Here is a 12,721-nt window from a genome sequence, read left to right as displayed (position 1 = left end):
ACTTAAACTAATAAAACGGAGAGGCTATGGCTTTAGAAACTTTCGGAATTTTTGGGTTAGAAGTATGTTATCTTGGCATCTTGTATGTTGATTTAGCATAAAGGGTAACGAAGAGCCAATTTAATCTCTCTAAGCGAACACCTGTTCTCATCAGCTTGTATGTAAAGTTTTATGTACTGATTCAACATTTCTGCATCAGAAACTATATTGGCAGTCACTATCAATCCTGCGATCATTAGGTAGTCCATTTGTCCGGCAAGTTTGAGATGCTCCCGTTTGCTTGCCTCTTTGTTCTTACTCATTGTATGATTATAGCAGTTTTCATGAGAAGGAGGTATGGGCAAGTAACTTAAACCCTTTGTTGGCAAAACTTGTCAATACCTCAGTAACGTGAAAAGCGCTATATAACGTCTGGGCTATCAATTTTTCGAGATACCTTTCTCACCCTGAATATTATGTCTAAAATCATTTCTATTCACTCGTATCGAGGTGGTACGGGTAAGTCCAACGCTACAGCTAATATCGCCGCCATTCTTGCCTGTCAGGGGAAACGGGTTGCGATTGTCGATACAGATCTCCCCTCTCCTGGAATTCATATCCTCTTCGAAATACAAGACAAGCATATCAAATACACCCTAAATGACTTTCTTTGGCAGAAATGTAAAATCAATGAATCTGCTTACGATGTCACCTCGGTGCTAGGAGAACAACAAACAGAAAATAGTCTAATTTATATGATTCCTGCAAGTATCCAAGTGAGCGATATTTCTCGGATTTTACGGCAGGGATTTAATACAGAGTTGTTATTGGAAGGTATAGAAGAATTAATTCAATTACTGAAGCTTGACTATTTGTTTCTGGACACCCATCCTGGTATCAATAGAGAAACTTTGCTATCTTTAACGATTTCCAATATTGTTTTACTTTTTCTTACCCCTGATGAGCAAGATATGCGAGGTACTGCTGTCACCCTAGATGTGGCCAGTCGTCTTAAAGTTCCGAAGTTATTTCTAGTTGTTAACAAAATTGTAGACAGCTATGATTTTGGCGAACTTCGTCGAAAAATCGAATCTACTCATAAGGCACCTATTATAGGGATGATCCCTGACACTTGTGATATGCTCCGACTGGCAAGCAAAGGTCTTTTTATTCTGAAATACCCAAACCACCCAATTTCTCTAGTGTTAAAACAGATAGCAGAACAAATAGAGCAACAAGATTCTGACTATCACATGAATGATGCCTGCGATCTCAAACCCTTTATAATGGAGTGTGTTTAGCATTTTATAATTCTAAATGCAGAACAAAAATTGTAGGGAATGAAAAAAATCTCGATGATTAGGCAAAGAAGCGTTGAGAATCAGATGACGAGGATGGTCAAAACCTAAGCAAAAAGGATTAACCCAAATTCGACAATCTCCTTTGAGTTGTTAGGATTTTCCCTTTGTCAAGTGAGTAAAAACTACTTTGTCCGCCAAGGTTTTTTCACCCCGCTCAATCTTGTCGGTAGCCCGAATCTCGATTCGGAAAGGTAGGTCAGGTCTAGGAGAAGATAACGTAACCAAGCTTTACCGACAAAATCCCAGTCGGCACACAAACAACAAATCTCGGCGGCGGGAAAAGTTTTTGGCATCTCTTCAAGGAAACGCATACTCTAACCTGATCAGAGTTTCCCGTTTTTTCGATCATCTACCAACAAGACTAAGCATCTGGGGCTGAGGGAGATTTAGCCAACCGACAATAATTTTAGAGATTTCAGAAGCGAAATTTGGGGAAAAACGCGGTAATCTTTGATAGTTAGACTCTTTGATAGCTTTCCCCCCAAATCCCACTGCTAAATCGCTAAGATTGACGGTTTTGGCTTTGAACAATGCGAGTAAAAACACTGCGAGAAAGGAAATTCCAGCACCATCCCCTGCCGAGGACACAGGGAGCATCTCACCTTTGTAACCCCTAAATCAGGTTTTATGTCAAGCTATTTTGAAAGCCTTGCTAGAAAACAGTTTTAGGGATAAGTATAATTACTCACTTGCATAAATGAGATGCTCCCAGGACACAGGCAGTACCCCTAGATGGGTTTAGAGAGCCTGCTTTAGATCGCTATACCAGTTCAGAGGATTTTCGAGATTAGTGCTATTTCTTATAAAACCTTACTCCTGCCTACTTTTCAAGCTTTTCGTCCTGCACTTAGGGGATAATTAACCTATGGCTAAAATAAGGAAAAATTTTTATGAGTGAGAGACGATCGCCACAACTATCGATGAATTCTTTAGAATTCTCTGGCAGGGTGTTAGCTGACTATGGAGCTAGTGTCGAGGAAATTCAAGAATTGCTGGCTTACAATCAAAATAAATTTAATCATGCTTATTATCGGAAAACTTTGCCCAAAGAACCCGAACCCCACATACAGGTTTGGTTACAATATATGGCAGAATCTCAGCAAATTGGCGTGTATGCCTCTCTTAAAGCTCATTTAGTCCAGTTTCAGTTTCCCATTAAGCAAGGCATCAGTCAAACGCCAGATTATCGCCAAGCTACCCTGCAAGGCAAGTCAGAAGAAGGGATGTCGTTAAAAACGGGCTTAACTTTTAAACAACCAGAGCAATTATCCCTGATCGTTCATGAAACCCTAGCGGGGTTGATTCCTGTCATTATTGCTGGCGATCGCGCTGATTTTATAACTTTAGTTCAAGCACTGACAAAACGCAATGAACCCTATCTCATACCCGATTCAATGGGAGCTTGTACAGTGGGAAACTATAATAACTGGGAGAGAATACGCCAGTATAAAGCACAATGGATAGATCGCAATCCAAACCGTTGTGATGAGGCCGATTGGCAGTTGGAATTCCAACACCTTATTCTCAAAAAAGAATTGTATCAAGATCGATTCATTATCTTAAGTACAGGCAACTATAGCAATGTAAGAGCCGAGCAATTAGGACTCACCGAAAGTCAATGGCTAGAACTATCCTTGAAAATTCGCTTAGAACATGAATGTACTCATTATATTACGCGGCGGTGGTTTGATTCAATGCAGAATAATCTATATGATGAATTAATCGCAGATTATCGTGGCATCGTGGCGGCTCTAGGATATTACAAGGTCGATTGGTTTTTGCATTTTCTCGGATTAGAATCCTTTCCTACATATCGTTCAGGCGGTAGACTAGAAAACTATAAAGGGAATCCAGCTTTATCCCCAGGAGCGTTGAAAATTTTACAGAAATTACTTAAAACAGCCGCAGAAAATCTAGCCCGATTTGAGCAGCAATACATAAAACCGCCAAGGAATTCCGTGCAAGAAACCGCTTTTTTATACGCTTTGACCAGCCTTCGACTTGAGGAATTAGCTTCAACTCAGGCTATGGGACTCCTGAATAGAGCTATGGAGGAAATCCCAGAGGTAGGGTAACCGTTCAGGGGGGGGGACGAAATCTGGTAATCTATCAAAATAGGGACTAGAGGAGAAAGTCAACAGGAACTCCCCAGAACTCCCAAATGTCAGGAAATTCATGACCGAAGCGATTTGCGCCTCTAGGAAAGGCAGTGCTTCTCCTTCTCTGCTGTTCTAGGAGAGTCCTTCCACAGAGTCAATGCCACTGGCTGCTTGACACCCCCCCCCCCTGAACGGTTACCTTATGTATATATTCTAAATGAGGCACTAATCTAAAGATGTTCTACATGACCTCTGAATTTCCGTTCACAAATAAGCTAGAAAAAAATTGGATTTTGATCAAACAGGAATTAGACCAGCTTCAGGAAAAGCACTTCATTGACTGGAAAGAGAAGTTTCTATATAATCAAGGTTGGCAGGTTTTTGGACTTTATGCTTTTCAAGAGAAAATGGTTGATAACTGTCGGCTGTGTCCAGCAACAACAAGATTGATAGAAGCTATTCCGGGCATGACTACAGCAGGATTCTCCAGATTAGCACCAGGAACATCTGTTGTTCCGCATCTAGGCTACTCCCAAGCAGTACTTCGTTGCCACTTAGGTTTAATAGTTCCAGAAAACTGTGGCATTAGGGTGGGAAAGGAAACGAGAACGTGGGGAGAAGGTAAGTGCTTAGTTTTTGACGATACTGTTGAGCATGAAGCTTGGAACCACAGTGAGAATTATAGAACTGTTCTATTAATTGATTTTAAGAAAAGTGAACAGATAAGGAGATTGCTTGCTTATTGTTTGAGTTAATGAATGATGACTGGCAGGTCGTCAACTCTTTCTAATTGAGTTTCTCTCAATATCAGTCTTCCCTAATCTCTCAACGTAAGTGCTCAGCAATTAGGACTCACAGTGAATCCAGCTTTATCCCCAGGAGCGTTTAAAATTTTACAGAAATTACTTAAAACAGCCGCAGAAAATCTAGCCCGATTTGAGCAGCAATACATAAAACAGCCAAGGAATTCACGACAAGAAACCGCACTGTTGTACGCTTTGACCAGCCTTCGACTTGAGGAATTAGCTTCAACTCAGGCCATGGGACTCCTGAATAGAGCTATGGAGGAAATCCCAGAGGTAGGAGTAGGGATTTAATCGCTAGTTGTCGACAAAATAAAGATATGCTAGAGTAAAATGAGTGTTAATGGTTGAGTTACAATGAAAAACGTACTGCTCCAACAATTAAATAATAGTGATTTTCAATGGCTGAAAACCCACGGAGATCGCCAGCAAATTCCAGCGCAAACTGTATTGGTTGAGCAACATCATCCGGTTAATAACTTTTATATCATTCTTCAAGGAGTTCTTGTAGCTACAATAGCAAAAAACCCAAATCGCATGGACCAGATATTTGCGGCCTTGGAAGAAGAGCAAGAATCAACGAAAGAAATTACCCGTTTTGAGCCGGGAGAAATGTTTGGAGAAATATCTTTTTCTGAAACTAGCCCCTCAATTACTACCGTCAAATCCCTCGATAACGTCTTGGTCTTGGTCGTACCTGCTGAGCAATTACGAGACAAACTAGAGCAAGATCTAGGTTTTGCCTCACGGTTTTATCGCGCTAATGCTATATTGCTTCTAGACCATTTTAATTACCTAGTTCAACTTTTTTTGACTCATAAAATGGGACAAATTCCTCCCTTACAAGATGTCCCTCTGATTTTTGGGGAACTTAGTGATAGTGATGTTGACTGGATGGTCTCTTCAGGTCAATTAGAAGAATTTAAAACTGGTGAAATTATAATTTCGGATGCACGGCCCGTAGAAAACCTCTATGTTATCATGCAAGGAACGATTTCTGTATTGGTTTCTGAAGAAAGAAAAAACCCTTTGAGTAGTATTTTTGCATCCCTTGAGAATGAACAAGAAACCCATGAACTGCCGCAACGAGAAATTGCACAGATAGCCAAAGGCGAGATCGTGGGAGAGTTGGCGATTGTTGACACACCTCTTTCTTTTTTAACCTATGTAGCTTTAGAAGATTGTACCGTTTTAAAAATACCTCGACAAAAATTTCTGCTCAAATTAGAACAAGATGTGGCAATGGCAGCCCGCTTCTATCGAGTTGTTGTTATGCTTTTATCCCAGAGGTTACAAAACCTGAGCAGTCGATTAGGCTATGGCAGAACTGAGTATAAAATCGGGCAAAGCCTATCAGAGGATAAAGTATATGAAGATGAGATCGATGTAGCTACTATGGATAATCTCACATTAGGGGGTGCGAGACTTGATTGGATGCTAAAACGATTAAAGTTAAAAGCAAATTAGATTTAGAAGTTAATTAGTATTTCCTCACAATTTATGTTTAGGACATGATTATGCCAGAGCCAAAGGACAGTTTATTTCGTAAGGAATCTCTAGAAAAACTCTCATCTCCAGAGCGACTTGACGAACTCATGGAAGTGGTTAATCCTAGAGCTTGGTTATCTTTAACAACGATAGGAGCCTTGACAGTGGCTACATTAATCTGGAGCATTTTAGGAAAAATTCCCATTAACATTAGTGGTACAGGAGTATTAATTCAACCCCGACGAGTAGTTCAGCTACAGTCTTCAACCCAAGGTCAAGTTTTAGAAATATATATTAAACCCAATTCCATCCTTAAGAAAAATCAAATAATTGCAACAGTCGATCAATCTGCTCTCAAGAAACAACTTCAGCAACAACAAGAAAAACTGGCTCAACTGCAAGGACAAAACCGACAGACAATTGAGTTACAAAAAGAGCGAATTGCTCTAGAAAAACAAAATCTAATTGCACAGAGAATGAATTTAGAGCGGAGCTTACAAAGAGAGAAAATTTCCCTAGATTTGCGCCAAAAAAATCTTGACTCTTTAGTTAATCTGAGAAAAAACTACCAAAACGTCTTAGATGAATTCCCCAAAATAGCCCAAGACGTTGAAGAAAAAACTTTTCAAGCTATCCAAGCCAAAGAGAATAGTTTGAAAAGTCAAATTCAACAATATGAAGAATTGCTACCTAAGCTAAAGCAAAGAAGTGTGAATATCAAAAATCTTTTAGATAAAAATTTAATTACCGAGGATGTATACCTAACAGCAGAAAGAGATTATTATAGCTCTCTCACTCAAAAATCGGAAATAGAAACTCAATTGAAACAAATTAGATTAGATCGGGCGAATACCCAAGAGAAAAAACTACAAAATCGTGATCGCGTTAGGGATCTAGAAAATCAAATCAAAGATACGGATGTAAAAATACTTAATGTGGAACGTGAGTATCGACAAAGTCTTAATATGATCGATGATTTCAAAATAAAAATCCAGGGAATTCAAGTTGAAGAAGCCAAACTTAATCAACAGGAAAAAGAATCATTAATCGATAAAACCAACAATATTGCTGAAGTGAAGCGAGGTATTGCTGAACTGCAAAAATCCATCTTAGATAAAAGTGAAATTTTGAGTCCCTACGAAGGAAAAGTATTAGAAGTAAATATTGTTAGCGGTCAGGTGATAAATGCAGGCAGCAGGATTGCTTCCCTTGCCACTAAAAAACCGGATAGCTCTTTAGTCGGTATTGCCTATTTTCCCGATAAAGATGGCAAACAAATTCAGAAGGGTATGCAAGTTCAAATAACACCCAGTATGATTAAACGGGAACGTTATGGGGGAATTTTGGGAAAAGTGACTGAAGTTTCCCCTTTTTCCGTAACAACTGAGGATATCGCTACTATAGTCGGCAATCCTGAATTAGCTCAGAGCTTGAGCGGGCAGCAACCCCGCATTCAAGTGATTGCTGAGCTTGAAAGGGATTCAAACAACATTAACAATGGCTACAAGTGGTCTTCATCAAAAGGTCCTGTTCTTGAACTATCGGGTGGGACAACCGCACAAATCCAGATTCAAGTGGGAGAAAGAAGACCGATCAGCTATGTTATTCCGATTCTCCGTTCTTTGACAGGTCTTAATTAAATAAAAAGATGATCAGCAAGTTGAAGGCTCAATTGTTAGGATATCATAAGCAGCATCGTGTCCGTACCCCCACCCTGTTACAAATGGAAGCCGTTGAATGTGGAGCGGCAGCATTGGGGATTATTCTAGGTTATTATGGCAAAATCGTTCCTTTAACCGAACTGCGTCGAGAATGCGGTGTATCTCGAGATGGCACTAAAGCCTCTAACGTCCTCAAAGCAGCCCGACTGTATGGGTTAGAAGCCAAAGGGTTTAGAAAATCTCTCGACTCGGTTAAAGAATTACAACCTCCCTATATTGTCTTTTGGCAGTTCGATCACTTTCTGGTTGTTGAAGGAATACAAGGCGATAAAGTCTATCTTAACGATCCAGCGGTCGGACCGAGAACTATCTCCGCCGAAGAATTTGATTCGGGTTATACAGGTGTGGTCTTGGTGATGCAGCCAGGGGCACAATTTAAGAAGGGAGGCAAAAAAAAGAATATTGTCGAAACCTTAACATCTCGCTTAAAAACCTCTCGGCAAGCCCTCTTGTTTTGTCTATTAGCTGGATTGTTGCTAACGATCCCACGTCTAGCGATACCTGCTTTTACTCAAGTTTTTACGGATGATTTGCTGATAGAAAACCGCTACGAATGGCTTCGTCCCCTAATTTTGGGAATGTTAATCACTACGGTATTACAAGGACTTTTAGCTCGTTTGCGCCTTCTTTACTTACGACGATTGTTGATCAAGCTCTCTATCTCAATGTCAGGGCAGTTCCTTTGGCATACACTGCGGTTACCCATCGGATTTTATGCCCAACGCTATGCAGGGGAAATTAGTAGTCGCTCTCAACTCAACGACCAAATAGCAACCATCCTCTCAGGAAAACTAGCCACAACCGTTATTGATACCTTTATGGTTGTCTTTTATGCTTTGTTAATGGCTTTCTATGATTGGTTACTGACAGTGATTACTATTATTTTTGCCGTCTTAAATTTCTTGGCATTACAGACCTTATCTCGCCATCGCGTTGATACCAACATCAGAGTTTCTCAAGAAATTGGCAAAGTTTTCGGCGTTGCTATTGGGGGAATTCAATCGATCGAAACTGTGAAAGCAAGTGGGTTAGAATCAGATTTATTTACAAAATTTGCTGGCTATTACACTAAAAGCCTTAACTCTCAACAGCAATTAGCCTTGGCTACCCAGATTATCAATGCTTTGCCCGCGCTATTGACAGCCCTTGCTACCAGCTTAATCCTCTTGATCGGAGGCTGGCGGGTAATGACGGGTAGCCTTAGTATTGGTATGTTAGTTGCCTATCAATCTCTTACTAATGAATTTCTCAAGCCTATTAATGATTTAGTCAATTTTGGTAGCACTTTACAAGATTTAGAAGCAGACCTAATGCGTCTGGATGATGTGTTAGAAAATCCCATCGATCCCATGGCAAAATCTGCCCAATCAGAAAATTCGGATGACTCAGCTACAGTTAATAGAATCTCTTTTCGTCTATATGGAAAACTAGAGTTGCGAAATCTAACTTTTGGCTACAGTCGGTTTGACGCACCCCTCATTGAAAACCTGAGCATTACTTTACAACCCGGGCAAAGAATCGCCTTAGTGGGGGGCAGTGGATCGGGGAAATCAACGGTGGCTAAATTGATCGCAGGACTCTATCCGATTTGGTCAGGGGAAATCCTTTTAGATGGTATCGAGCGCAGCCAAATCCCTCGATCTGTCCTCGCTAATTCTTTAGCTATGGTAGAACAGGAGATATTTTTATTTGCGGGAACAATTAAGGAAAATCTAACTCTTTGGGATTCAACTGTTCCCGATGCTGATTTATTTAAAGCTTGTCAAGATGCAGCTATTCACGAACTGATTCTTAACCTTCCAGGTGGATATAATAGCCAATTAAGTGAGGGAGGAATGAACTTAAGTGGCGGACAACGCCAAAGACTAGAAATCGCTAGGGCATTGGTGAGAAATCCGGCTTTGCTGGTCTTAGATGAGGCGACAAGTGCTTTAGACGCAGAAACCGAGTTGATCATTGATCGTAATCTGCGGCGTAGAGGGTGTTCTTGTATTCTCGTCGCCCATCGACTCAGTACTATTCGAGACTGTGATGAAATTATTGTTTTAGATAAGGGTAAAGTGGTACAGAGGGGAAATCATGAACAATTGCGCTCTCAAGAGGGAATCTATACGCGTTTAATTAGTACAGAAAGGAGAAAGGATAACGTTGATGAGCAAGTCTAATTTAGAGCAAGAGCCAAAATTTGCTCAACTCCACAGCAATGAATCTCTCCTATTAGATTGGCCGGACACAGTCTGGGTGGTACGTTCGGGAGTGCTACTACTATTTGCGATGCAAGTAGAAGCATCTAAGCTTGCCAAGACTCGATCCTATATGTTTACTATTCAAGCTGGGGAAGCTATTTTTGGTTCAGAAATAGTCGGAGGCTTTTCCCCAGAACAACAATGGGGAATTTTAGCGATCGCTCTCGAAGAAGCGATTTTGGAAAAACTTACCTTGAGAGATTTAGTGGAGCAAATCAGCCACTGCGATCCAGCCGCCCGACTGCTTTTACAAGGCTGGCTAAATCATATTAGTCAATGGATCGCTCAAAAACCAAACCCCTCCCCCTTACCTGCCGATAGAATTTATATTCAAAATACTCATTTTTTATCCTTGCTGTCAGGCCAGGGATTGATGCTTTTTGGCAAAAGAGAAGAGGAAAAAAATATTCTTTGGATAAAAGTAAATCAGGGTAGTATGCGTTGGATGGGGTGTGAAGCGTTGAAACTAGAAGCGGGTTTACCGATGATTCCTTTGGCTTCAGATATATGTTTAGCTGCAGAAACGACGACTGAAGTTTATAGCTGTCTGACGGAAGACTTAGAAAACCTAGAAGATTTACCGAGGAGTTTGGCCCAGCTACACCGCTATTGCCTCTACTACTTTAGCCTGGTCGAAGAACTGGAAACAGAAGATGAATTTGGCCGCTTTCAGCAAAGAGAACAACTTAACCGTAGGGCCATGCAAAGCTCTATGGGAGAGTTGATGTCTGTTTTGCAACCCCAAAAACCTGACCTTTGGCAACCTGGCTCCTCTCTACTGGTAGCCGCTGGAGCGGTCGGACGAAGTTTGGGAATTAAGGTTTTCCCCCCAGCTAATTCAGAAGACATCAATCGAGTTAAAGATCCCCTAGAGGCAATCTCTCGAGCCTCCCAATTCTCCACTCGCCGAGTGTATCTAGCTCATAATTGGTGGAAGAGAAACTATGGAGCACTATTAGCTTACCTAGGTAGCGATCAAAATCCAGTCGCTTTATTACCCGATCAAAAGCATCAATATGTCTTGTTTATTCCCGAATCCCATCAACGCATTCCAGTGACGGCGAAAGTAGCCGCCAACCTAGCTCCTGATGCCTATATGTTTTATCGGCCTTTGCCGATATTCCTGAAAAATGTCTGGGAAATTTTCTATTTTGGCATTAAAGGTCATCAGCAAGATCTACTCTGGCTCATCTTACTTGGATTAGTAGGTAGCCTCCTGGGAATGGTTACGCCACAAGCAACGGCAATTTTAATCAATAATGCTATTCCTGATAGCGATCGCCTTCTCTTGGCACAACTGGGTTTGGCTTTAATTGCGGCAGCCTTTGGTAAATCTATCTTTAGTTTAGCCCAAGGAATTATAACTATAAGGATAGAAAATGTAGCCGATAGTAATTTACAGCCTGCGGTGTGGGAGCGACTCCTCAAACTTAGCCCCAGCTTTTTTCGCAAATATGCCTCTGGTGACTTATTAAATCGTCTGATGGGAATCAGTCAAATTCGCCGAGAATTGAGTGGAGCAACGCAACGCACGTTGTTGAGTGCTGTATTTTCTCTAATTAACCTCGCCTTGATGTTTGTTTATAGTGTTCCCTTAACTTTTATTGCCATCGGTTTATCTGTCCTCGTTGCCCTAATCACCTTCGTATCGGGTAAACAGATTATTCAAAAACAACGATTACAAGAAAACATTGATGGTCAAATTACCGGGTTAACAGTAGAACTGATTAATGGGGTGGCTAAACTCCGGGTTGCTGCCGCCGAACAAAGAGCTTTTGCTGCTTGGGCAAAACAATATAGTCAAAGAGTCAAATTGCAAGCGACCATCAAGCGCCTTGATGACAGTGTAACGGTTTTTAACGAAGCCCTTTCTTTAATCAGTTCAGTATGGATATTCTGGTTTGCGATCCTCTTTATTCAAATGGGTGAAGCTCAGGGGGCAGCCGCTACGGCTAAACTGACGGTAGGAGGATTTCTCGCCTTTAATTCTGCCTTTGGCACTTTTTTAGGAGGCACAACGGATTTGAGCAATACCTTAACTGATATTTTGGGGATTGTTCCTTTATGGGAGAGAATTCAGCCAATTTTAACATCTCCCCCTGAGTCAGATCCTACTAAAGCCGATCCAGGTCGTTTAACAGGACAGATAACTTTAAGTCATGTCACCTTTCGCTATCGAGAAGATGGGCCATTGATTCTAGAGGATGTAAGCATTTCCATTGAACCTGGGGAATTTGTGGCGATCGTCGGACCGAGCGGTAGTGGCAAATCCACTATTTTTCGTTTATTGTTAGGCTTTGAGACGGCTCTAAGCGGCACGGTTTACTATGATGGACAGGATTTAGCTGGATTGAATATTCAAGCAGTTCGACGGCAATTGGGCGTTGTTCTCCAGAATGTTCGTATTTCTGCCGGCTCGCTGTTTGACAATATTACAGCAGGAGCTTTGGTTAGCTTGGAAGAAGCCTGGGAAGCAGCACAAATGGCGGGTTTTTCAGAAGATATTAAACAAATGCCGATGGGAATGCATACCGTGATTAGTGAGGGGGGAACTAACCTTTCCGGTGGACAAAGACAAAGGCTTTTGATTGCGCGGGCGTTGGTGATGAAACCCAAAATTATTTTGATGGATGAAGCTACCAGCGCTTTAGATAACCGAACCCAATTGATTATTACAGAAAGCTTAGATAGGTTGAAAGCTACTCGCGTCGTCATTGCCCATCGTCTGAGTACCATTCGCAATGCTGATAGAATTTATGTAGTTGAAGGTGGGCGCATAGTTCAAATCGGGACATTTGACCAATTGGTTAATCAAGAAGGATTATTTGCCAGATTGGTAGCAAGACAGTTGGATTAAACGGGGAGCATCTCACCATCTCACCTTTGCAATAAATAGAAATGCTTAATACCCACATTCCGCACCCTGGTCGTTGAAATCAAAAGTTGCTCTAGCCCTTGTATAGTAAGACTTTTAGCGATTACTAAGAATTATGAAGTGTCACACTCTAGTCAGCGATCGCCAGC

The 12,721-nt window shown here is 41.2% G+C and carries 8 protein-coding genes and 1 pseudogene; 8 read left to right on the top strand and 1 reads right to left on the bottom strand.

Annotated features, from left to right (window positions below; all coding sequences use genetic code 11):
• Window positions 1–455 precede the first annotated feature (455 nt).
• On the top strand, window positions 456–1,280 hold the full coding sequence (locus tag EWV68_RS08090; protein ID WP_061433444.1) for a MinD/ParA family ATP-binding protein: 825 nt from the start codon (window positions 456–458) through the stop codon (window positions 1,278–1,280).
• Window positions 1,281–1,292: 12 nt separating this feature from the next.
• Here EWV68_RS08090 and EWV68_RS22075 read toward each other — a convergent pair.
• Window positions 1,293–1,937 (bottom strand): annotated as a pseudogene (locus tag EWV68_RS22075) (hypothetical protein).
• Window positions 1,938–2,230: 293 nt separating this feature from the next.
• Here EWV68_RS22075 and EWV68_RS08075 point away from each other — a divergent pair.
• The 7 genes from EWV68_RS08075 (at window position 2,231) to EWV68_RS08050 (ending at window position 12,554) form a co-directional block, all read left to right on the top strand.
• Window positions 2,231–3,415, top strand: a complete 1,185-nt coding sequence (locus EWV68_RS08075) for a DUF7005 family protein (protein ID WP_204377854.1) — start codon at window positions 2,231–2,233, stop codon at window positions 3,413–3,415.
• 269 nt (window positions 3,416–3,684) lie between these two features.
• Window positions 3,685–4,194, top strand: coding sequence for an aspartyl/asparaginyl beta-hydroxylase domain-containing protein (locus tag EWV68_RS08070; protein ID WP_199328689.1), 510 nt, complete (start codon window positions 3,685–3,687; stop codon window positions 4,192–4,194).
• 102 nt (window positions 4,195–4,296) lie between these two features.
• Window positions 4,297–4,536, top strand: a complete 240-nt coding sequence (locus tag EWV68_RS22070) for a DUF7005 family protein (RefSeq protein ID WP_061433439.1) — start codon at window positions 4,297–4,299, stop codon at window positions 4,534–4,536.
• A gap of 63 nt (window positions 4,537–4,599) precedes the next feature.
• On the top strand, window positions 4,600–5,709 hold the full coding sequence (locus tag EWV68_RS08065; RefSeq protein WP_061433438.1) for a cyclic nucleotide-binding domain-containing protein: 1,110 nt from the start codon (window positions 4,600–4,602) through the stop codon (window positions 5,707–5,709).
• A gap of 50 nt (window positions 5,710–5,759) precedes the next feature.
• Complete coding sequence (locus EWV68_RS08060; RefSeq protein WP_072319907.1) at window positions 5,760–7,370, top strand: NHLP bacteriocin system secretion protein; 1,611 nt, start codon at window positions 5,760–5,762, stop codon at window positions 7,368–7,370.
• Window positions 7,371–7,378: 8 nt separating this feature from the next.
• Window positions 7,379–9,616 (top strand): NHLP family bacteriocin export ABC transporter peptidase/permease/ATPase subunit, encoded by a 2,238-nt coding sequence (locus EWV68_RS08055; protein ID WP_287169430.1) that lies wholly within the window; start codon window positions 7,379–7,381, stop codon window positions 9,614–9,616.
• Window positions 9,603–12,554 (top strand): NHLP bacteriocin export ABC transporter permease/ATPase subunit, encoded by a 2,952-nt coding sequence (locus tag EWV68_RS08050; RefSeq protein ID WP_287169429.1) that lies wholly within the window; start codon window positions 9,603–9,605, stop codon window positions 12,552–12,554. Before EWV68_RS08055 ends, EWV68_RS08050 begins: the two co-directional genes overlap by 14 nt.
• The last annotated feature ends 167 nt before the right edge of the window (window positions 12,555–12,721 follow it).

The organism is Microcystis sp. M_QC_C_20170808_M9Col (genome assembly GCF_007095495.1).
GTDB classification, from domain to species: Bacteria; Cyanobacteriota; Cyanobacteriia; order Cyanobacteriales; family Microcystaceae; genus Microcystis; species Microcystis aeruginosa.
This window is presented reverse-complemented; position numbering and strand designations above follow the sequence as displayed.